Here is a 21223-nt window from a genome sequence, read left to right as displayed (position 1 = left end):
ACGCAGTTAAGCCGCAGCCGCGAGGCCGACGGGTGTCTTGGCGAAAGGCACAAAGCCGGGCAGCGCTTCGATGCGGCGCAAGAAGGCGTTCACCTTCGGATAGCCGGACAGATCGACATTTCCTTCCGGCGCGCTTGCGATGTAGCTGTAGAGCGCCACATCCGCGATGGTCGGACCATTGCCAACGAGCCAGTCGCGATCGGCGAGATGCGCTTCGACTAGTGCCAACAAGGCGTGCGCACGCGAGATCACTTCCTCTGGATTGAAGTTCCTGCCGAAAACGGTGATCAGCCGTGCAGCGGCAGGACCATAGGCCAGTTGGCCTGCAGCGACAGACAGCCAGCGCTGGATGGCCGCGCTTCCCTTCGCGTCATCGGGCAGCCACTCGGCTCGGCCGGATGCCTTGGCGAGATAAACGAGTATGGCGTTCGAGTCGGAGACAATGGTGCCACTGTCATCGAGGACCGGCACCTGACCGAACGGATTGAGCGCAAGGAAATCCGGCGTCTTGTGTGCGCCCGACTTCAGGTCAACCTCGATGAGTTCGTGGGGCAGGCCAAGGAGCGAAGCGAACAGATGCGCGCGATGAGAGTGGCCGGACAGTGGATGGTGATAGAGCTTCATTATCTTGATCCTGAATTCGTGGTCGGGTTCATTCCCGTTCAGCGAATGCAAGTTGCTTCATGATCCGGCGCGCGAGAATGCACGCTCTGCGCACTTCATCATTGCACCGGATGAAATAACCGCGGCTTTTGTCGGCGCGCGACAGGGCCGATAGCGGTTTCGTCAATCGCGTCGATGGGGCTTCCCGGAGAACATCCACGTCACGGAGGGGCGTTACTCGGAAAGCGGGCTCGCAGCCGCCGCAATCCTTGATCCAGAACAAGCCGCCGGACGTCGCGATGGCATAAAAGTCAATTGCGCGGCGTCGGTGGTCATGGTGTAACCCGGCAAAGATGTCGTTTAGATCGACTCAAGACTACGCCGGAACCCATTGATGGCCTTATGGTTTGTGTTCGCCTTGATGACCGCCGCGGCGACTTTCGCCGTGTTGTGGCCGCTTGGCCGGACCCGCTCCGATGCGGGGGGCACCGAGGCCACCGTCTACCGGGATCAGCTCGTCGAAATCTCCCGCGATACCACCGCCGGCCTGATCGGGCCGACCGAGGCGGAAGCGGCGCGTGTCGAGATCAGCCGTCGTCTGCTGGCGGCCGTTGATGCGGAGGGCGCGGCGTCCGTGGGCAGCAGTCCTGGGTTTCGCCGCGCGGTGGCGCTGGTGGCGCTGATCGGCCTGCCGCTGCTGGCCGTCGGCTTCTATCTGCCGCTCGGTTCGCCTGCCATGCCGGACTTTCCGCTCGCCGCGCGCAATCAGTCGCCGAGTCCCACCCAGCCGCTGGACAATCTCGTCGCACAGGTCGAGCAGCATCTCGAGAAAAACCCGACCGACGGTCGCGGCTGGACCGTGCTGGCACCGGTGCTGGCGAAGATCGGCCGTACCGACGACGCGGTGCGCGCGTTCCGCAATGCGATCACCTATGCCGGCGATACGGCTGCGCGACGCGCCGATCTCGGCGAGGCCATGGCGATGGCCGCCAATGGTGTCATCACCGCGGATGCCAAGACCGAATTCGAACGCGCTGTCGCGCTCGATGCCGGTGAGGTCAAGGCACGCTACTTCCTGGGCCTCGCGGCCGAGCAGGATGGGCGTGGCAGCGACGCTGCGGTGATCTGGCGCGACATGCTGGCAAAGGGACCTGCGGATGCGCCGTGGCGTCCGGTGGTCACGGCGGCTCTGGCGCGCGTCGGCGGCAGCGCTCCGAAATCAGGCCCGAACCTGCCGGCGCTGTCGGAAGATACGATCGCGTCGGTACAGGGCATGAATGCAGGCGACCGCAATGCGATGATCCAAGGCATGGTCGACCGCCTTGCCACGCGGCTGAAGCAGGACGGCAGCGACGTCGAGGGATGGTTGCGGCTGGTGCGTGCCTATATGGTGCTCGGTGAGCGCGACAAGGCAAAGAGCGCGCTGGCGGATGCACGGGAGGCGGTCGGCACGGACGCCGAGCGGCTGCGCAAGCTGAACGATGGCCTGAAAGACTCCGGGCTGGATGGGTGACTTCCAATGACGCGCAAGCAGCGACGATTGACGATGATCGGTGGAGCGCTCGTGGTGCTCGCCATCGCGGCCGGGCTCGTGCTCAACGCGCTGCGCGACTCCATCGTGTTCTTCTCGACACCGCAGATGGTTGCCGAAAAGCAGATCCCGGTCGGCAAGCGCTTCCGTCTCGGCGGCATGGTCGAGCAGGGCTCGCTGGTGCGCGGCGACAATCTGGCTGTCAGCTTCAAGGTGTCCGATGGCGGAGCAACGCTGCCGGTGAACTACAAGGGCATCCTGCCGGATCTGTTCCGCGAGGGGCAGGGCGTCGTTGCCGAAGGCGCGATGGATGCGTCGGGCGTGTTCAAGGCCGACACCGTGCTGGCGAAGCATGACGAGAACTACATGCCGAAGGAAGTCGCTGACGCGCTGAAAAAGCAGGGGCGGTGGCAGGAAGGCGCTGACGGCAAGCCGGTAATGTCGCAGGGCGCTGCCAAGCCCGTGGTGACGCAGTGATTGCCGAAGCCGGACATTACGCACTGGTGCTGGCGCTCGCGCTGGCGCTCATCCAGTCGACGGTGCCGATCGTCGGTGCGCGCCTGCGCGATCCCGCATTGATGAATGTCGCGCGCTCCACGGCACTGGCGCAGTTGCTGTTTGCGGGGCTGTCGTTTCTCGCGCTGACGACGCTCTACGTCACGTCGGATTTCTCCGTCGCAAACGTGTTCGAGAATTCGCATTCCGCAAAGCCGCTGCTCTACAAGATCACCGGTGTGTGGGGAAACCACGAAGGCTCGATGCTGCTGTGGGTGTCGATCCTCGCACTGTTCGGCGGGCTCGTCGCCGCCTTCGGCAATAATCTGCCGCTGTCGCTGCGCGCGCATGTGCTGGCGGTGCAGGGCTGGATCGCTGCGGCGTTCTATATGTTCATCCTGATGACCTCGAATCCATTCCTGCGGCTGGCGCAGCCGCCGCTCGAGGGCCGCGATCTCAATCCGGTGCTGCAGGATATTGGCCTCGCGGTGCATCCGCCGATGCTCTATCTCGGCTATGTCGGCTTCTCCATCGCCTTCTCTTTCGCCGTCGCCGCGCTGATCGAAGGGCGTATCGATGCCGCCTGGGCGCGTTGGGTGCGGCCATGGACACTGGTGGCATGGATCTTCCTGACACTGGGCATCGCGATGGGCTCGTACTGGGCCTATTACGAACTTGGCTGGGGCGGCTGGTGGTTCTGGGATCCCGTCGAGAATGCATCATTGATGCCATGGCTGTCCGGCACCGCGCTGCTGCATTCCGCCGTGGTGATGGAGAAGCGCAATGCGCTGAAGGTCTGGACCATACTTCTCGCGATCCTGACTTTCTCGCTGTCGCTGCTCGGCACCTTCCTGGTGCGCTCTGGCGTCCTCACCTCCGTCCATGCTTTTGCGACGGACCCGACGCGCGGCGTGTTCATCCTGCTGATCCTGTGCCTGTTCATCGGCGGCAGCCTGACTCTGTATATGTGGCGCGCGTCGTCGCTGAAGCAGGGTGGATTGTTCGCGCCGATCTCGCGCGAAGGCGCGCTGGTGCTGAACAATCTGTTCCTCACCACGGCCTGCGCCACGGTGTTCATCGGCACGCTGTATCCGCTGGCATTGGAAATGCTGACCGGCGAGAAAATCTCGGTCGGCGCGCCGTTCTTCAATCTCACTTTCGGGCCGCTGTTCGTGCCGCTGCTGCTGGCGATGCCGTTCGGGCCGTTGCTGGCGTGGAAGCGTGGCGATCTCAGAGGTGTCACGCAGCGGCTGATGGCGGCGGGTATTGCTGCGCTGCTGGCGGTGGCACTGATCTGGGCATGGACCACGGGCGGTGCGGCGCTGGCACCGCTGGCGATCGGGCTCGGCGTGTTCGTCATTGCCGGATCGATCGTCGATATCGCCGAGCGCACCATGCTGTTTCGCCTGCCGTTCGGCGCCGCATTCCGTCGCGCGCGCGGATTGCCGCGTGCCGCCTGGGGCACGGCCTTCGCTCATGCCGGCATCGGCGTCGCGCTGATCGGTATCGTTTGTGAGAGCACGTGGAATACTGAATATATCGGCACCATGCAGCCGAACGATGTAGCGAAGCTTGCCGGCTATGAGCTCACGCTCAAGGATGTGACGCAGCGGCAGGGGCCGAATTTCCGTGAGAGCATCGCACGCTTCAGGGTGACGCGCGGTGGTGACGAGATCGGCGAGATGACACCGTCGAAACGCAACTTCGCGGCGCGGCAGTCCTCCACCACGGAAGCCGCGCTGCTCTCGCGCGGCGCCAGCCAGCTCTATATTTCGCTCGGGGAGGAAGCCGCGGGCGGCGCGGTTGCCGTGCGGATGTATCACAAGCCGCTGGTGCTGATGATCTGGTGGGGACCGGTGCTGATGGCTTTTGGCGGACTGCTGTCACTGTCCGACCGGCGGCTACGCGTCGGCGCGCCGAAGCCGGCAAAGGCATCGCGCGCATTGCAGCCGGCGGAGTGACGGCGTGACACGCATTGTCGCAAGCCTCATCGCCGTCATGTTCCTGCTCGGTGCGCCGCTCGCCCATGCGGTGCAGCCGGACGAGATCATGAAGGACCCGGCCCAGGAAGGCCGCGCGCGCAACCTGTCGAAGGAGCTGCGCTGCATGGTCTGCCAGAACCAGTCCATCGACGATTCCGATGCGCCGCTGGCGCGCGACCTGCGTCTCTTGGTACGCGAGCGCATCGCCACCGGCGAAAGCGACAAGCAGGTGCTGGATTTCCTGGTGGCGCGCTATGGCGAATTCGTGCTGCTGAAGCCGCGGCTCAACCTGCACACGCTGCTGCTGTGGCTGCTGACGCCACTGGTGCTGATCGGTGGTGGCTTCGCCTTGTGGTGGCACAACCGGCGGCGCGGGAGTGCAGGCGGCAGCGATGATGATGCCGTGATGAAACTCACCGCCGAGGAAGAGGCGCGGATCGAAAAGCTGATCGCGGCGCAGAACGAGACGACATCGACCTAGTGGAGCTGTTGCCGCGGCGGTCTATTCGGCCGGTAACACCGCCTGGATATTCCGACCCGTGCGTTCAATGTGCTCCTTCAAGATCCGCGTTGCATCGCGGGTGCGCCGTTCGATCATCGCATGGGCCATGGCCGTGTGTTCTGCAGGCACATCGCGATCCGGCTGATGCTTCTTCAGGAAGATGCGACGATAGCGATCGCTCTGGTCGTGCAGCGTCGCACAGAACTGCCGCAGCAGCGGCATCTGGCATGCCGAGATCAGTTCGGCGTGGAAGGCGCGATGCGCAATCTCCCAGGCTTCCTGTTCGGCGGCCGAGCGTGAGCCGCGCTTGCAGCGGCTAAGCTGATGCAGCGAGCCGAGCACGCGTCCTTCCCAGGCGACGTCGCCATGTTCGATGGCTTCCTTGACGGCGAGGCCTTCGAGTTCGACGCGCAGCCGGATGATCTCGGCAAGATTGCTCGCAGAGACTGGCGTGACGCGATAGCCGCGCTGGTCGATCAGCGCGACGAGCCCGTCATTCTCCAGACGACACAGCGCTTCGCGCAGCGGGCTGAGGCTGACGCCGAAAGCGGTGCGCAGGCGATCGAGATTGAGTTTGCTGCCGGGCATCAGCTCGCCGCGCATGATCGAGTCCCGCAAGCGGGCGACCAGCGTGGTGGACAATGTGGTCGGGATCGCGCCGGCCGTGGTGGTGCGTGCGGTGCTCATGATGGCCTATCCGATGCTCCCGAAACCGTAGAGCGAAGCCGGATTATCCACCAGTGCCATTTGCTGCGCTTTGGCATCCGGCAGCCAGAGCGGGATGAGATCGACGAGGTCGCCATCGTTCGGCATCGCGACCGGGCAGATCGGATGCGGCCAGTTGCTGCCCCAGAGGATGCGGTCGGGGCGCGCTTCGACCACGCGCGCGATCATCGGCAGCATGTCGCGATGCGGATAGGGCTCTGCAGAGAGGCGATACAGGCTGGCGAGCTTGATCCAGCAGCGCTCGGTGTCGAGCAATCCCAGCAAGGTTCGGAACGGTTCGGAGTCAACGCCTTCCGCAGCGCTGATCCGGGCGAGGTGATCCAGCACGAACGGACTACGGACCTGCATCAGTTGCGGCGCGACGTCGACCAGTTCGCTCGCTCTGTTGAAATGCAGCACGAGATGCCAGCCGAAATCGAACGTCTCGTCCGCGAGGCCGCGCAAATGCGCGAAAGATGCGCCGCCGCTGACGACGGTGGACATCCGGCAGCCCCGCATGCCGCGGAGGTGCATGTCTTCCAGCTCCTGCTGCGGCAGGCCCGACGGGATCACGGCAACCCCGCGCAGCCGTCGCGGATTGAGGTCGAGGGCCGCGAGCGTCGCGCTATTGTCGGTGCCGTGAGCACCGCCGTGCACGATGACGGCGCGGTCGATCCCGAGCGTTTCGTGGAGCTGCATCAGGTCGTCATAGGTGCAGTCTTCGGGCGTGTAGCTGCGCTGTTCGCTGAACGGAAATTCGGCCTGCGGACCAAAGACGTGGACATGGGTATCGCAGGCACCACGCGGCATCACGAATGCCGGACGCTTCGGATGGCGGTCGGGGCCGGGGCAGGGCTTCGGTGGGGCGCCAGGCGTATGCGCACTCATCGTGGCAACTCCCTTCAAATAAGCGATCTTTGTTCGCTGAAAATAAACGGTGGCAATCAGTCGATTTGACGACAGCCTTAAGTAGTGCCAACATAAAATCGACGAAGCAAGAAAAATCGATTATTTTGAGGTTCGCATGCGGCACGTGGTTTCTGCACTGGTGGCTCTGGTCATGGTTTCGCTGGTCGGCCAGGTGGCCCATGCAGGATTTCCCGAACGCGGCATCAAGATCGTGGTGCCGTTTCCGGCCGGTGGATCGAACGACGTCGTTGCCCGCTTGCTCGGCACCAAGCTGCAGGAGCTCTGGGGACAGCCGGTGGTGATCGATAACCGTGCCGGCGGCGGCGGCAACATTGGCGCGGATGCAGTCGCGCGCTCGCCCGCTGATGGCTATACGTTGCTGCTGACGGCGCCCGGACCGCTCGCGGTCAATCAGTCGCTCTATGCGCAACTCCCCTTCAATCCCGCGCAGGACTTCACGCCGGTGGCACTGATCGCATCGGTTCCGATCGTGTTGGCCGTCAATCCCGGCGTGAAGGCGACGACGGTGGCTGAGCTGATCGCGCTCGCCAAGGCGTCGCCGGGCAAACTCAATTTCGGCTCGTCCGGCTTGGGATCGACCAATCATCTGGCGGGCGAGTTACTGAAAGCCCGTGCCGGCATCGATATTGTCCACGTGCCCTATCGCGGCGCGGCACCTGCAATGAATGACCTGATCGCGGGTCAGATCCCGATGATGTTCGACAATATGCCGGCGGTTCGTCCGCAGGTTCAGGGCGGCACGATCCGCGCGATCGCTGTCGCCGGCGCAGCACGTTCGCCTCTGTTCCCGGAGCTGCCGACCATGGCGGAGGCGGGTGTCGCGAATTTCGAGGCGTCGTCATGGTTTGGCCTCGTCGCGCCGGCCAAGATGCCGCCGGATGTGACGAAGGTGCTGATCGACGGGGTGACCAAGGTGCTGAAGGACCCCGACATGGTGAAGCGTCTCGCCGATGTCGGCGCCGAGCCCGGCACATTGTCAGGCGACGCGTTCGCGGCGTTTCTGCGCGCCGAGTCGGAAAAATGGGGCCAAGTGGTCAAGACAGCGGGTGCCAAGGTCGAGTAGGGACCTCAAGATCGATTTGAAAACGGGAATCATATGACGAAGAAAATTGCTGAGCTCGACGAATTGAAATCCCGCTACGAGGGGATGATTGGCTTCACGCCGCCGAAGATCGCCAAGCGGCTGGAACTGGGCATGCGGGTCGATCCCGCTCTGGTCACGGCGCTGGAGGACTGGCGGATTGCGGCGCTGACGCCGACGGCGCTGGATCAGAAGACAGTGCAACTGATGTCGTTCGCGATCCTGCTGGTCCAGACGTCCGAAGCTGCTGCCAATCACGCAAAGGCTGCGATCAAGGCCGGGGCCACGCTCGAGGAACTGCACGCAAGCGCCGGAATCGCGGCGCTGTTCCGCGGCGTTGCAGCCTTCAACATGGCCGGCGAAATCCTGGCCGGTCTGTTCCCGGAGACGGGTCAAAAGACCGGCTGATACCGCCGCTGCATCTGCCGATATCGGGGTGATTCAGGCGCGTTTTTCCCTGCGTCACCCCGCCACACCTGCATCTCCCAGATTACCAAACCTTAATTCCCCTGCCAGCCCGCGGTAAGGTGGAAACCTCCATCTTCAGACCACACAAGGCGCCTTGCCCCCCGCGCCGTTGCTCTGGAGATTTTCTCGATGTCCGACCGCCCCAACGATTTTTCCGAATTGCCGTCCTACAAGGCGTCCCGCCGTTCGCTGTTCTCTGCGCGTAAATTCGCGCTGATGGCGTCGGTCGTTGCGGGCCTTGGTGTTGCCGCTTATGGCCTGTCGCCCTCCAACGGTCCGGTCGATATCTTCACTACCACTGCGCATGCGCAGGTCGACAAGCAGGTCAAGTCGCAGGCCGCGCAGCCGGTCGGCTTCGCCGATATCGTCGAGCGCGTGAAGCCGTCGGTGATCTCGGTCAAGGTCAACATGAAGGAAAAGGTCGCATCGAAGGATGACGACAACAACGGCGACTCGCCGTTCCAGCCGGGCTCCCCGATGGAGCGCTTCTTCAAGCGCTTCGGCCAGGACGGCGTGCCCCCGGGCATGCGCGGTGGTCCGCGCGGCGGCCGCGGCGTCGTCAGCGGTCAGGGCTCGGGCTTCTTCATCTCGGCTGACGGTTTCGCCGTAACCAACAATCACGTGGTCGATGGCGCCGACAAGGTTGAGGTAAATACCGATGACGGCAAGACCTATTCGGCCAAGGTGATCGGCACCGATCCGCGCACCGATCTGGCACTGATCAAGGTCGAAGGCCGCACCGATTTCCCGTTCGCCAAGCTCGCCGACGGCAAGCCGCGGATCGGTGACTGGGTGCTGGCAGTCGGCAACCCGTTCGGCCTTGGCGGGACCGTGACCGCAGGCATCGTCTCGGCCTCGGGCCGGGACATCGGCAGCGGTCCGTATGACGATTTCATCCAGATCGATGCGCCCGTGAACAAGGGCAATTCGGGTGGTCCGGCTTTTGACACCTCTGGTGAGGTGATGGGCGTCAACACCGCGATCTATTCGCCCTCGGGCGGCAGCGTCGGCATCGCGTTCTCGATTCCGGCCTCCACCGTGAAGACGGTGATCGCGCAGCTCAAGGACAAGGGGTCGGTCTCGCGTGGCTGGATCGGCGTGCAGATCCAGCCGGTGACGCAGGACATTGCCGACAGTCTCGGCCTGAAGAAGGCGGAAGGCGCGCTTGTCGCCGAGCCGCAGTCGGATGGTCCGGCGGCCAAGGCCGGCATCAAGTCGGGTGACGTCATCACCGCGGTGAATGGCACGCCGGTCAAGGATGCACGCGAACTCGCCCGCACCATTGGCGGCTTCGCGCCGGGCAACACGGTGAAGATCAACGTGCTACACAAGGGCGAGGACAAGGTTCTGTCCATGACCCTCGGCCAGTTGCCGAACACGATAGAGGCGAAGGCCGATGTCGATAGCGGTGACAAGGGATCGTCGGCGCGCGGCAGCGACGTGCCGCGGCTTGGCCTCACGGTCTCGCCCGCGAGCAGTGTCGCTGGTGCCGGCAAGGACGGTGTCGTCGTGACGGGCGTCGATCCGAAGAGCGCCGCTGCCGAGCGTGGCTTCAAGGAAGGCGACGTCATTCTCGAAGTCGCCGGCAAGAGTGTGACCAATCCCGGCGATGTGCGCGAGGCGATTGTCGCCGCGCACAACGACAACAAGAATAGCGTGCTGATCAGGGTTCGCTCGAACGGCTCCTCGAAGTTCGTCGCCGTTCCCCTCGCGAAGAGCTGATCACCGCACATGAACGGAGAGTGTCGCCGGCATAGTCGCCCCCGCTGACGGCTCTTTCCAGGGGGCGAGCCACAAACTCGCTCCCACTGCTTCCTTTCGATGGAAAACAGCCCCCTTCCGTTGAAAGGTCAATGGGCGGTGAAGTTTCCCCCAGCTTCACCGCCTATTCTTCTTTCTGCCCCAAAGGATAACCGGCGGGCATTCCGCCGCCTTGCATGAAAGCCCGGTGCGCGCCATGGTGACCGAGACTCACAATATTCACAGCGAATCCGATCCCCAGATGCGTCTGCTCATCATCGAAGACGACCGCGAATCCGCCGATTATCTGGTCAAGGCTTTCCGTGAGGTCGGCCATGTCGCCGATCACGCCAGCGATGGCGAGGAAGGTTTCGCGCTCGCCGATTCCGGCGATTACGACGTGCTGGTGGTCGATCGCATGTTGCCGAAGCGCGATGGCCTCTCGGTCATCGGCGGTCTGCGCGACAAGGGTAACCGGACGCCGGCACTGATCCTGTCGGCGCTGGGCCAGGTCGACGACCGCATCAAGGGCCTGCGCGCCGGCGGTGACGATTATCTGCCGAAGCCTTATTCATTCGCCGAGCTGCTCGCGCGCGTCGAAGTGCTGTCGCGCCGCCAGGGCGGTCCCGCCGAAGAGACGACCTATCGCGTCGGTGATCTCGAACTCGACCGGCTGTCCCATGGCGTGACGCGCGGTGGCCAGGAACTGATCCTGCAGCCCCGCGAATTTCGGCTACTCGAATATCTCATGAAACATGCCGGGCAGGTGGTCACCCGCACCATGCTGCTGGAAAATGTCTGGGACTATCATTTCGATCCGCAAACCAACGTGATCGACGTCCATATCTCGCGCCTGCGTTCGAAGATCGACAAGGGTTTCGAGCGTCCGCTGCTGCATACCATCCGCGGTGCCGGCTATATGGTCCGCGACGGCATGAAGTAAGCAGCGGTCGCGTCGCGCATCTATGGCTGTTCTTCGTCGAACGGCGCGCCCATCACCCGCTCGACGACGGAGCTTGGCTTGTAGCCCGCCACGAAACGTTCGCCGAAATCGCGAAGGAAGTTGTCGTAAGTGGTGCCGGGTTGGGTCCGGGCGATATGGCAGAAGCAGCGGGTCATTTTCTGCTTCATTCCCAAACGTGGAAATTCCGCGACAATTGCCGCAACTTCGCTCGGTGGAATAAGCTCATATTGCAAGCCGACGACGTCGAAGCAGATGCCGGCGGTGCAGAGCGCGACTTCCGCTTCCTTGAACAGCCCAATCGACGGCGTGGAATTGAGCGCAACGCTATCCCAGATCAACTGTGCACGGCTTCGGTCGAAGCCATGCTCCCGTGCAAAGAGACGCGCGAGGTCGGCGCCTTCCACTTCGAAGCGACGCGGCCCGGCGAAACGTTCATTGAGCGTGATGTCATGCAGCAGTGCTGCGACGGCGAGAACCTCGCCGTCGTGCTCGATGTTCTGCAGTTGAGCGAGCCGCACCGCAAACAACCATGACCTGACGACATGGTTGAACAGGTACGGTTCGCAACTGTTTCGGGCGTGGTCGATCGCGCTGGCGATGATGGCCGTATCGGGGACGGTTACTCCCGCCAGTTGCCTGCCATTGATCTGTTGCATGTTCGTCGCCTCGCTCTACCGGACCGTGAAGGTTGCTTGTGCTAGCTCTTCAGGAATTTCAGCAGCTCGGCATTGACCTGATCCGCATGGGTCGCCGTGATGCCGTGCGGTGCGCCGGGATAATAGACATCCTTGGCACCCTTGATCAGCTTGGCGGATTTCACCGCGGAATCCTTCACGGGCACGATCTGATCGTCCTCGCCATGCAGGACGAGGGTAGGGATGTCGAACTTCTTCAGGTCTTCCGTGAAGTCCGTTTCCGAGAACGCCTTCACGCTCTCATAGGCGTTCTTCGCGCCAGCCTGCATGCTCCACAGCCAGAACTGATCCAGCGTGCCCTGCGAGACTTTCGCGCCGGGCCGGTTGGCGCCGTAGAAGGCAAGCGCCAGATCCTTGTAATATTGCGACCGATCTCCGGCCACACCGGCGCGGATGCCGTCGAACACCTCGATCGGCAATCCCTCCGGATTGGCTGGTGTCTTCAGCATGATCGGTGGCACCGCCGCGATCAGCACCGCCTTCTTCACGCGCCTGGTGCCGTGGCGGCCGATGTAGCGTGCGACTTCGCCGCCGCCCGTGGAATGGCCGACCAGCGTCGCGTCCTTCAGATCGAGCGTCTCGATGACTGCGGCGAGATCGTCGGCATAGCCGTTCATGTCATTGTTATTCGAGGCTTGGCTGGAGCGGCCATGACCGCGGCGGTCATGGGCGACGACGCGGTAGCCATGCTGGGCGAGAAACAGCATCTGGCCGTCCCACGCGTCCGCGTTGAGCGGCCAGCCGTGGGAGAAGGTGACGACCGGGCCCTTGCCCCAGTCCTTGTAATAGATCTCGGTGCCGTCCTTTGTGGTGATGGTGCTCATGGTGCGATGTCCTTTGTGAGCGTGAGGTTTGGTTGGCTTGTCCCCGGCCTTGCCCTCGGCGATCGAGGGCAAGCCGGCAGTGATCGCGGTGACGGCGGCAGCTGCGAGCAGATCGCGGCGGGAGGGTGTCGAGCGCGGAACGTCGTCGGTCATGGTCGGTCCTTGGTTGGCGGAGAGGCAGCTTGCGTCGATCAGCCCTTGAGCCAGTCGTCGAGATGGATCGCTCCGATGCGTGCGCCGGCATTGGGCGTCAGGGAGCGATCATTGATCGGCGTGCCGAAATAACCCGCGTGGATGTCGGCGATGACCTGGCGTGGGTCCTGCTTTGCCGTCAGATATCTGCGCCCGAGTGCGTCGAGCGGGAGCGGTTCTGGCCCGGCCACTTCGACGATGCCGTTCACCGGGGTGCCCAGGGCCAGGTCCACCAGGGCGGCTGCCACGTCCGCAGATGCGATGGGCTGGATCAGGGCCGGCGCCAGGCGAATCACGTCGCCGTCCACGCTGCCTTGCACGATGGCGGGGATGAATTCGAAGAACTGCGTCGCCCGCAGGATCGTGTAGGGCATTCCGGACGCCTTGATGAGATCCTCCTGGGCCAGCTTGGCGCGGAAATAGCCGCTAGCCTGAAGGCGCTCGGTCCCGACCACAGACAGGGCCAGATGATGCTGGACGTCTGCGGCTTTTTCCGCCGCGAGCAGGTTGCGGCTGGATGTCTGGAAAAATTCCATCACCGGCTCGTCCTCGAATGACGGCGAATTCGCCACGTCGATGACGACGTTTGTCCCGGACATGGCCTCGGCCAGTCCTTCCCGTGTCAGCGTGTTGACGCCTGTGGACGGCGAGGCGGCGAAGACCTTGTGGCCCTGCTTTCTCAAGCCGCTCACGACCTGCGTACCGATGAGGCCGCTACCTCCGATGACGACGATTTTCATGGTATTTTCTCCCTTTTACACGGTGACGATCGTGTGGGCGGACCATGCGCCGCGGCGCACAGGAAGACTTTGCCGCAACCTTCGTTTTCTCTTGAGTTTCGCTTGGATGTTCGTTCAGAAAGGGCCGGCTGGCACGTCGCTGCCGATGGCGCGCGACAGGCCAGTTGTGGGGTCGGTTCTGTTGCCTCCTGAAGGTCTTGACGGTTCATTGCCGCCGGCCGAAAACGCAGGCAGTCATGGAGCGCCGAGTGCCGTATCTGTTCGCAGGCTATGTCCTCGATCCCGACCGCAGAGAGTTGTCGCATGGCAGCGACAAGGTGGCGATCACGCCGCAGGCTTTCGATCTGCTGCTGCATCTGGTGAAGAACCGCGACCACGTCGTCAGCAAGGATGCCCTCCTCGATGCCGTGTGGGCGGGACGGATCGTGTCCGAATCGACGCTGGCCAGTCACATCAATGCGGTACGCAAGGCGCTGGGCGATAGCGGCGATGAACAGCGGCTGCTGAAGACGGTGGCGCGCAAGGGCTTTCGTTTCGTCGGCGATGTGACCGAGACGGCAATGCCGGCGCAGTCTGACGCGGCGGTTGCCGATCACGCCACATCGACGGCGAACCCGGACGCCGCGCTGACGTTGCCCGATCGGCCGTCCATCGCAGTATTGCCGTTCCTCAATCTGAGCGGCGATCCGCAGCAGGACTATTTCGTCGATGGCATGGTCGAGGACATCATCCTCGCGCTGTCGCGGCTTCGCTGGCTGTTCGTCATCGCCCGCAATTCCAGTTTCACGTTTAAAGGCCGTGCCGTGGACGTCCGCGAGGTCGGACGCGAACTTGGCGTGCGCTATGTACTGGAAGGCAGCGTGCGCCGTGTGGCGAACCGTGTGCGCATCACCGGACAGCTCGTCGATACCACCACGGGCATGCATCTGTGGGGCGAGCGCTTCGAGAGCGTCGTCGATGACATCTTCGATCTGCAGGACCAGGTTACGGAAAGCGTCGTGGGCGCTATCGCGCCGCAGCTTGAATCCGCTGAGATCGAACGCGCCAAGCGGAAGCCGACCGATAGCCTCGACGCCTATGACTACTATCTCCGTGGGCTGGCGAATTTTCATGCGTCGACGCGCGACGGGATCGATGCGGCATTGGTGAATTTCTACAAAGCCATCGAGCTCGATCCCGACTTCGCTGCGGCCTATGGGATGGCCGCGGGATGCTTCTACTGGCGCAAGATGAACCGCTGGCTTTCCGATCGTGTGGCTGACGGGCGTGAAGCGGCGCGGCTTGCCGAGCGCGCTGTGACGCTTGGCAAGAACGACGCGGTCGCGCTGACACGCGGCGGCCATGCCTGGCCACATTTCGGCGGCGACCTGCATGCCTGCGTCGCCTATGTCGATCGTGCGCTGGTGCTCAATCCCAATCTCTCGACGATCTGGTACCTCGGGGGCTATCAACGCGTTTCGCTCGGCGAGCATGACGAGGCCATCGCCTATTTTTCACGCGCCATGCGGCTCAGTCCGCTCGATCCCGAGACATTCCAGATGCATACGGGAATCGCGATGTCGCATCTCTATTCGCGACGCTTCGATGTCGCGCTGGATTGCTTGCGGGAGGCGTCGCGCGAGGTGCCGAACATTCTCCGTGTCGCCGCATTCCAGGCGGCCGCGCATGCTCTGGGTGGGCGAATGGAAGAGGCGCGTGAGGCGATGGGCCATGTGCGCCGGCTCGATCCCACATTGCGGCTCAGTAATATTGACGACTGGCTGCTGGTGCGGCGACCGCAGGACTTCGCACTTGCATCGGAAGGCCTGCGAAAGGCCGGCCTTCCGGAGTGAACCGGCTGAAAGATAAAATTCCCACAGCACGGCGACATTACCAACATCTCATATTCATGCCCTGTTTGTTACAGCTTGCGCCTGCTAGAACAGGGCATGACTTCCAGAACCTTCCATTTCCGCACGTCCCGAGCGTGACCCGTGACGGCTATCGGTAAACTGTTTCGCACGACGGCCTTCCGGTTGACGTTGGCCTATCTGCTGCTGTTCGCGCTGTTTGCAGCATCGCTGCTCGGCTATTTCGCCTGGAATACACACCGGCTGATCAACGATCAGATCACGACCACGGTCGATGACGAAATGATCGAGCTGAGCGATCTATTCGGGCGGCGCGGCTTGCGGGGAATCGTGGGCGCCATCGAGAACCGGGCGCTGCGTCCTGGCGCCAACCTCTATTTGATCACGACACCGGCGGGTCAATCCATCGCCGGCAACGTGTCCTCACTGGCGCCCGGCGTGATGGCGACCACGGGCTGGTCCGAGACCGCCTATCGCCGGCTCGACGATCCCGACTCGTCCAACCATCGCGCACTGGTGAAGGTGACGCAATTGAGCAGCGGCTTCCGGCTGCTGATCGGCCATGATCTCGAGGAACGCCGGCGTCTGTTCGACATCGTCGGCGATGCCGCGAAGTGGTCGGTGCTGATCGTCGTCGTCCTTGGACTCGGCGGCGGCATCTTCGTCGCCAGCCGCGTGCTGCGGCGGATCGACGCCATGACCGGCACCACCCAGCGTATCATGGCGGGTGATCTCTCTGGCCGTCTGCCGGTCGGACGCAGCGGCGACGAACTCGACCGTCTCGCGGAAAATCTCAATGCCATGTTGGAGCGCATTGAAGCGCTGATGACAGGACTGAAGGAAGTCTCGGACAATATCGCCCATGACCTCAAGACGCCGCTCACGCGGCTGCGCAATCGGGCCGAGGAGGCGCTGGCACGATCCAGCAATGAGGCCGAATATCGCACGGCGCTGGAACGCACCATTGAGGAATCCGATGGCCTGATCCGGACCTTCAATGCGCTGCTGATGATCGCACGTGCTGAATCAGGGCAGGCGCGCGGCAATATGGACAATTTCGACGCTGCTGAAGTGGCCGAGGGCATCCACGAGCTCTATGAACCGCTTGCTGAAGACAGCGATCTTACGCTGACCGTCAAGACCGCGGCTACGCCGCTGCGCGGCAATCGTGAACTGATCAGCCAGGCGCTCGCCAATCTCGTCGAAAACGCCATCAAATATGGCAAACCTGCGATCACGGACGAGAATGCCGATAGCGCGGACGCTGCGGCTGCCAAGGACATCGTGATCGAGGCGCGGCGCGAGGGCGATCAGGTGCTGCTCAGCGTGTCCGATCATGGTCCCGGCATCCCCGAAGCCGACCGGAAACATGCGGTAGAGCGCTTCGTGCGGCTGGAAGCAAGCCGTACACTGCCGGGTTCCGGCCTCGGTCTCAGCCTCGCATCTGCCGTGGCCACGCTGCACGGCGGTGAATTGCAGCTCGGCGACAATCATCCAGGGTTGCGGGTCACGTTGGCGCTGCCGGCAGTGGCCGCCGAAGGCCTTGCGGGTCAAACAGGGAATGTGCCACAGAAGTCGGCATGACTTCAGCCGCAACAGGCGAGGGCCAGCTTCCGCTGGCCGCGCAATTCGTCAGCGGACCGCAGCTGTTCGCCCCCGCCGATGCCGAGCAGCGCTTCGGCGAATGGCTCGCCGATATCGCGCCGGACGATGCCGCCGCATTTCGTGCGATCGCCGACCAATTTCCGCATGCCAGGGCGATCCTGCTCGGCATCGCCGAGGCGTCGCCCTATCTGCTCGATCTGATCCGTGCCGATGCCGCACGTGCATTGCGGCTGCTGCATTGCGATCCCGATCGCCATCTCACCACTCTGATCGCCGAGACCTCGGCGAATGTCGCTGCCGCTGGCGGCGATCCCGATGTCATGCATCTGCTGCGACGCATGAAATCCGAAGCGGCCTTGTTGATTGCGCTGTGCGATATCGGTGGCGTCTGGCCGGTGATGCGGGTCACGCGGGCGCTGACCGATCTCGCTGTGTCCTCCGTCCAGACGACGGTGCGCTATCTGCTGCGCCATGACGCGGCACGCAAGCGCATCCTGCCGCCGGATCCGGAGAATCCGGAGCAGGGCAGCGGCCTGATCGTGCTGGCCATGGGCAAGATGGGCGCCGGCGAGCTGAACTATTCGAGCGACATCGACCTGATCGTTTTCTTCGATCTCGAGGCGCATACGCTGGCCGAGGATATCGAGCCGAATTCATTCTTCGTGCGTATTGCGCAGGGCGTGTCGCGGCTGCTGCAGCAGCGCACCGGCGACGGCTATGTGTTCCGCGTCGATCTGCGGCTGCGGCCAGATCCGGCCTCAACGCCGGTGGCGGTCTCGACCGCGTCAGCGCTGCATTACTATGAGCGCGAGGGGCGCACATGGGAACGCGCGGCAATGATCAAGGCGTTCCCTTGCGCCGGTGACTTCAAGGCCGGTGAGGCCCTGCTGGCCGAGATCGCGCCGTTCGTGTGGCGCAAGCATCTTGATTTCGCCGCGCTGGCCGACGTCCATGACATGAAACGGCAGATGCAGACGTTTCGCGGGCAGAATGAAATCTCCGTCGAGGGCCACAATGTCAAGGTCGGGCGCGGGGGCATCCGCGAGATCGAGTTCTTCGCGCAGACCCAGCAGTTGATTGCCGGCGGACGCCATCCGGAATTGCGCGTGCGACCGACGCTGGAGGCGCTGAACATTCTCGCTGCCAGCAACTGGATCACCTTTGAGGCGCGCGACGAACTGACGCTCGCCTATGATTTCCTGCGCCGTGTCGAGCACCGGCTGCAGATGGTGGCCGACGAACAGACTCACTCGCTGCCCGATGACGTCGGTGACATGGAACGCTTTGCGCGCTTCTTCGGCTATGACAGCCGCGAGTCATTTGCCAGTGACTTGCTCGGGCATCTCAATTGCGTGCAGGGGCATTATGGCCGCCTGTTCGAAGGCGATCCCACCGATAACGTCCATCTTCCGGCTGTCGACTACAAAGCGGGGGCAACGGATCAGCGGCTGCTCGAACATTTCACCAAGCTCGGTTTCCGCAAGCCTGCCATGGTGGCGGAGACGGTGCAGCATTGGATGACGGATGACTATCGCGCGCTCAAATATGAGGGCACGCGGCAAGCATTCATGGAATTCGTGCCTTCGCTGATCGTCGGGCTGGCCGATGCCGAGGAGCCTGACCTTGCGGTCGTCGCGTTCGACCGCTTTCTGCAGGCGTTGCAGCGCGGCGGCCGGCTGATCTCGCTGCTCAGCCAGAACCGCGATCTCGTCGCGCTGGTGGCGCTTGTACTTGGCGCGGCGCCGCGTCTGGGTGACATGCTGGCGCGGCAGCCGCAGATCATGGACGGCCTCATCGATCCGCGCTTCTTCGGCGCCATGCCGGACCAGCGCGAATTGTCGGCGCGTCTTGCGGCGACTCTCGAAGATGCCAATTCCTATGAAGAGTTTCTCGATCGTCTGAGGCTGTTCGGGCAGGAGAGCCTGTTCCTGATCGGCACGCGCATTCTGTCGGGCACGGTGTCGGCGCAGCAGGCCGGAATTGCGTTCGCCGACGTCGCCGAAGGCATTGCGCATACGCTGCACGGGCTGGTGCTCGATCAGTTCGTCGCCCAGCACGGCCGCATCAAGGACCAGCAGACCGCAATCGTGGCCATGGGCAAGCTCGGCAGCCGCGAGATGACGGCGGCGTCCGATCTCGATCTGATTTTGATTTACGACTTCGATCACGACGCTCCGGACTCCGATGGACCGCGCCCGCTGCACGGCGCGCAGTATTTCGCGCGGCTGACGCAGCGCCTGATCAGCGCCTTCACCACGCGCACTAACTATGGGGTGCTCTACGAGGTAGATATGCGGCTTCGTCCGTCGGGCCGGGCTGGTCCGTTGGCGTCGCGCATCGACTCCTTCGCAGAATATCAGGAGACCGAGGCCTGGACCTGGGAGCACATGGCGCTGACGCGCGCGCGGGTGATTTCGGCGACGCCCGCGTTCCGCGAGAAGATCGAACGGGTCATCCGCGACGTGCTGACGCGTCCGCGTGAAACCACGATCATCGCCAACGATGTTGCCGAGATGCGTCAGGCCATCGCCGAGGAGAAGGGCGAAGACGATATCTGGGACCTGAAACATGCCGCGGGTGGCATGGTCGATATCGAATTCATCGCGCAATATCTGCAGCTGGTGCATGCCGCAGCGAAGACCGAGATCCTCAGCATCAGTACGCAACAGGTGCTGGAGAATGCGGCGCGACTGGGCATTCTGTCGCCGGCTGCTGTCGATGTGCTGCGGCCGGCGGTGCGGCTCTATCACGACCTCACGCAGGTGCTGCGGCTATGCGTGAGCGATAAGTTCAAGCCGGAGACCGCAGGCACTGATCTGTTGCGCATGCTCGCACGCGTGAGCAACGAGCCGGACTTCTCTTCGCTGCAAGCACGCGTCCGTGAGACGCAGGCTGACGTGCGCCAGGTGTTCCTCTCGGTGGTCGCAGGCCAGAAGTAGAGGCGCGGTCAGCACTCCGCGATGACGCGGGTTGTGTGTGACCGGCTGCGCATGATCTCGCGTGAACGGCTGGATAGATTCTAAACGCGCCGCATTGTGACCGCACCCTGACGTCCTGTAGGTCCGCATCTCGTTTGCCGATGACATGCGGCTTGAGATGTTGCAGCTGCCTGCGCCCGAATGCCGCAGCGTCGGCGATGTCGTCATGCATCAGCACTGAAATGAAACCGCCGATATGGAGTCGACATGCAGGTTCTAGGCTTCCGCGCCGCTACCGTTGCTTTTGCCTTGATCGCCGCATTTGCTCCGAACGGGACCAAGGCGGATGAAATCTCTCTGATCGAGAAGTCACTTCCCGGAGAGGGGCAGCGCCCGCAGGCGATCGTCGTCGGCCCTGATGGGAATTTGTGGGTGACGGAAGTCATCAAGCATCAGATTTTTCGGGTTACGCCGAACGGCGAGATGAGTTCCTTTCGCGTTCCGGGCGATCAGGTCGGAGTTATTCAGGGGATCACGTCTGGCCCTGACGGCAATCTTTGGTTCACGTCACGCGAAGAGAACGCCATTCGCCGGATCTCGACCAAAGGGGAATTCAACGGAACATTTGCGATCCCCTCACGGGCCACGGCACCCACGAAATTCAACACGGGATCATGGCCGCGCGGCATTACGGTCGGTCCCGATGGCCAGATCTGGTTTGCGGAAATGGCGGCGAATAAAATCGGCCGCGTGACGCTGACCGGTGAGTTTTTGGAATTCGCAATCCCGACGGAGAATGCCGAAGCTTACGGCGTGGTGACAGGTCCGGATCAGAATTTGTGGTTCACGGAAAGCGGGGCCGGGAAGATCGGACGACTCGACGTCAAGACAGGAAAGATCATTGAATTTCCGCTGGGTAATCCGAAGTCACGCCCGCGCGACATCACGGTTGGGTCGGACGGTCATCTCTGGTTTTCCATGAATGGCTCCGATCACATCGGCAGAATTTCTACAGGCGGCGAGATCAAGGAGTTTCCATTGCCAGCGGAAACGCGCCCCATTGGTATCGCCGCGGGTGCCGATGGGAATGTCTGGTTCACTGCTTTCAAATCTCACAAGATCGGGCGCATTACGCCAGCGGGTGAAGTTACGTTCTTCGATCTAAAGACGGAGAACGCGCAGCCTTTCGGCATGACGAAAGGGCCGAATGGTGTGGTCTGGTTTACGTCCCAGGCCAATCAGGTCGGGCACGTTCACGTCACGTCAAAGCGCCAGTGATGATCGTGATTGCGCGCGAGGGCATGCGAGCGCGTTGCTATCCAATCTGATAGTCTGCAAGGTTCCAGAGTAAAACAAAGTCCTGCAGAATTCATCGTCTGTGTCAAATCGCATGCGAAC

Annotated in this window: 18 protein-coding genes; 12 read left to right on the top strand and 6 right to left on the bottom strand. The window is 62.8% G+C overall.

The genetic code is table 11. The features are described from left to right. Positions 1-6: 6 nt before the first annotated feature. A complete protein-coding gene (locus AB8A38_RS08070; protein ID WP_315841594.1) occupies positions 7-624 on the bottom strand; it encodes a glutathione S-transferase family protein in 618 nt (205 codons plus the stop codon). Positions 625-997: 373 nt separating this feature from the next. Here AB8A38_RS08070 and ccmI point away from each other — a divergent pair, with 373 nt between their 5' ends. From ccmI to AB8A38_RS08050, 4 genes are read left to right on the top strand one after another with little or no spacing between them, the layout of a single operon-like run. Then, positions 998-2116, top strand: a complete 1119-nt coding sequence (gene ccmI / locus AB8A38_RS08065; protein WP_439085619.1) for a c-type cytochrome biogenesis protein CcmI — start codon at positions 998-1000, stop codon at positions 2114-2116. Between the two features lie 6 nt (positions 2117-2122). Next, on the top strand, positions 2123-2611 hold the full coding sequence (gene ccmE / locus AB8A38_RS08060; protein ID WP_315841596.1) for a cytochrome c maturation protein CcmE: 489 nt from the start codon (positions 2123-2125) through the stop codon (positions 2609-2611). Then, complete coding sequence (locus AB8A38_RS08055; RefSeq protein WP_439085618.1) at positions 2608-4590, top strand: heme lyase CcmF/NrfE family subunit; 1983 nt, start codon at positions 2608-2610, stop codon at positions 4588-4590. The genes ccmE and AB8A38_RS08055 overlap by 4 nt, the downstream gene beginning before the upstream one ends. 4 nt (positions 4591-4594) lie before the next feature. After that, complete coding sequence (locus tag AB8A38_RS08050) at positions 4595-5092, top strand: cytochrome c-type biogenesis protein (RefSeq protein ID WP_315841598.1); 498 nt, start codon at positions 4595-4597, stop codon at positions 5090-5092. A 21-nt stretch (positions 5093-5113) separates the two neighbouring features. On the opposite strand, the gene AB8A38_RS08045 is transcribed toward AB8A38_RS08050, so the two are convergent. Both AB8A38_RS08045 and AB8A38_RS08040 read right to left on the bottom strand, forming a co-directional pair. Then, positions 5114-5800: a GntR family transcriptional regulator gene (locus AB8A38_RS08045; RefSeq protein ID WP_315841599.1), complete on the bottom strand. Its 687-nt coding sequence runs from the start codon at positions 5798-5800 to the stop codon at positions 5114-5116. 6 nt (positions 5801-5806) lie between these two features. Then, positions 5807-6706: an amidohydrolase family protein gene (locus AB8A38_RS08040; RefSeq protein WP_315841600.1), complete on the bottom strand. Its 900-nt coding sequence runs from the start codon at positions 6704-6706 to the stop codon at positions 5807-5809. 136 nt (positions 6707-6842) lie between these two features. Between AB8A38_RS08040 and AB8A38_RS08035 the strand changes: the two genes are divergently transcribed. The 4 genes from AB8A38_RS08035 (at position 6843) to AB8A38_RS08020 (ending at position 10980) form a co-directional block, all read left to right on the top strand. Beyond that, positions 6843-7811, top strand: coding sequence for a Bug family tripartite tricarboxylate transporter substrate binding protein (locus AB8A38_RS08035; protein ID WP_315841601.1), 969 nt, complete (start codon positions 6843-6845; stop codon positions 7809-7811). Between the two features lie 33 nt (positions 7812-7844). Continuing rightward, a complete protein-coding gene (locus AB8A38_RS08030; RefSeq protein WP_315841602.1) occupies positions 7845-8237 on the top strand; it encodes a carboxymuconolactone decarboxylase family protein in 393 nt (130 codons plus the stop codon). Between the two features lie 189 nt (positions 8238-8426). After that, positions 8427-10019, top strand: coding sequence for a Do family serine endopeptidase (locus AB8A38_RS08025; RefSeq protein WP_439085617.1), 1593 nt, complete (start codon positions 8427-8429; stop codon positions 10017-10019). A gap of 280 nt (positions 10020-10299) precedes the next feature. Next, positions 10300-10980, top strand: a complete 681-nt coding sequence (locus tag AB8A38_RS08020) for a response regulator transcription factor (RefSeq protein ID WP_068730718.1) — start codon at positions 10300-10302, stop codon at positions 10978-10980. A 20-nt stretch (positions 10981-11000) separates the two neighbouring features. Here the strand turns inward: AB8A38_RS08020 and AB8A38_RS08015 are convergent, their stop codons facing one another. Genes AB8A38_RS08015 through AB8A38_RS08005 form a run of 3 tightly spaced genes read right to left on the bottom strand, consistent with a single transcriptional unit; the run spans position 11001 to position 13452 of the window. Continuing rightward, a complete protein-coding gene (locus AB8A38_RS08015) occupies positions 11001-11657 on the bottom strand; it encodes an HD domain-containing protein (protein WP_439085616.1) in 657 nt (218 codons plus the stop codon). Between the two features lie 41 nt (positions 11658-11698). After that, on the bottom strand, positions 11699-12673 hold the full coding sequence (locus AB8A38_RS08010) for an alpha/beta fold hydrolase (protein WP_439085615.1): 975 nt from the start codon (positions 12671-12673) through the stop codon (positions 11699-11701). 38 nt (positions 12674-12711) lie between these two features. After that, the gene (locus AB8A38_RS08005) at positions 12712-13452 is read right to left on the bottom strand and encodes an SDR family oxidoreductase (protein WP_439085614.1); all 741 of its coding nucleotides are present in this window, start codon (positions 13450-13452) and stop codon (positions 12712-12714) included. Positions 13453-13700: 248 nt separating this feature from the next. Here AB8A38_RS08005 and AB8A38_RS08000 point away from each other — a divergent pair, with 248 nt between their 5' ends. The 4 genes from AB8A38_RS08000 to AB8A38_RS07985 all read left to right on the top strand — a co-directional run bounded on the left by AB8A38_RS08000 (position 13701) and on the right by AB8A38_RS07985 (position 21103). Next, positions 13701-15284 (top strand): winged helix-turn-helix domain-containing tetratricopeptide repeat protein, encoded by a 1584-nt coding sequence (locus AB8A38_RS08000; RefSeq protein WP_439085613.1) that lies wholly within the window; start codon positions 13701-13703, stop codon positions 15282-15284. 141 nt (positions 15285-15425) lie between these two features. Beyond that, positions 15426-16886: a sensor histidine kinase gene (locus AB8A38_RS07995; RefSeq protein ID WP_439085612.1), complete on the top strand. Its 1461-nt coding sequence runs from the start codon at positions 15426-15428 to the stop codon at positions 16884-16886. Further along, the gene (locus tag AB8A38_RS07990; RefSeq protein ID WP_439085611.1) at positions 16883-19846 is read left to right on the top strand and encodes a bifunctional [glutamine synthetase] adenylyltransferase/[glutamine synthetase]-adenylyl-L-tyrosine phosphorylase; all 2964 of its coding nucleotides are present in this window, start codon (positions 16883-16885) and stop codon (positions 19844-19846) included. Before AB8A38_RS07995 ends, AB8A38_RS07990 begins: the two co-directional genes overlap by 4 nt. A 246-nt stretch (positions 19847-20092) precedes the next feature. Beyond that, positions 20093-21103 carry a Vgb family protein gene (locus tag AB8A38_RS07985; RefSeq protein WP_439085610.1) on the top strand — a complete coding sequence of 337 codons (1011 nt, stop codon included), beginning with the start codon at positions 20093-20095 and terminating at the stop codon, positions 21101-21103. Positions 21104-21223 lie beyond the last annotated feature (120 nt).

The sequence above is a fragment of the Tardiphaga sp. 839_C3_N1_4 genome (genome assembly GCF_051811045.1).
In the GTDB taxonomy this organism is placed as follows: Bacteria; Pseudomonadota; Alphaproteobacteria; order Rhizobiales; family Xanthobacteraceae; genus Tardiphaga.
This window is presented reverse-complemented; position numbering and strand designations above follow the sequence as displayed.

Coding starts and splice junctions, on each gene's coding strand:
- AB8A38_RS08070 (WP_315841594.1), bottom strand. CDS start 624: ATGAAGCTCTATCACCATCCACTGTCCGGCCACTCTCATCGCGCGCAT.
- ccmI (WP_439085619.1), top strand. CDS start 998: ATGGCCTTATGGTTTGTGTTCGCCTTGATGACCGCCGCGGCGACTTTC.
- ccmE (WP_315841596.1), top strand. CDS start 2,123: ATGACGCGCAAGCAGCGACGATTGACGATGATCGGTGGAGCGCTCGTG.
- AB8A38_RS08045 (WP_315841599.1), bottom strand. CDS start 5,800: ATGAGCACCGCACGCACCACCACGGCCGGCGCGATCCCGACCACATTG.
- AB8A38_RS08040 (WP_315841600.1), bottom strand. CDS start 6,706: ATGAGTGCGCATACGCCTGGCGCCCCACCGAAGCCCTGCCCCGGCCCC.
- AB8A38_RS08035 (WP_315841601.1), top strand. CDS start 6,843: ATGCGGCACGTGGTTTCTGCACTGGTGGCTCTGGTCATGGTTTCGCTG.
- AB8A38_RS08030 (WP_315841602.1), top strand. CDS start 7,845: ATGACGAAGAAAATTGCTGAGCTCGACGAATTGAAATCCCGCTACGAG.
- AB8A38_RS08025 (WP_439085617.1), top strand. CDS start 8,427: ATGTCCGACCGCCCCAACGATTTTTCCGAATTGCCGTCCTACAAGGCG.
- AB8A38_RS08020 (WP_068730718.1), top strand. CDS start 10,300: ATGCGTCTGCTCATCATCGAAGACGACCGCGAATCCGCCGATTATCTG.
- AB8A38_RS08015 (WP_439085616.1), bottom strand. CDS start 11,657: ATGCAACAGATCAATGGCAGGCAACTGGCGGGAGTAACCGTCCCCGAT.
- AB8A38_RS08010 (WP_439085615.1), bottom strand. CDS start 12,673: ATGACCGACGACGTTCCGCGCTCGACACCCTCCCGCCGCGATCTGCTC.
- AB8A38_RS08005 (WP_439085614.1), bottom strand. CDS start 13,452: ATGAAAATCGTCGTCATCGGAGGTAGCGGCCTCATCGGTACGCAGGTC.
- AB8A38_RS07990 (WP_439085611.1), top strand. CDS start 16,883: ATGACTTCAGCCGCAACAGGCGAGGGCCAGCTTCCGCTGGCCGCGCAA.
- AB8A38_RS07985 (WP_439085610.1), top strand. CDS start 20,093: ATGCAGGTTCTAGGCTTCCGCGCCGCTACCGTTGCTTTTGCCTTGATC.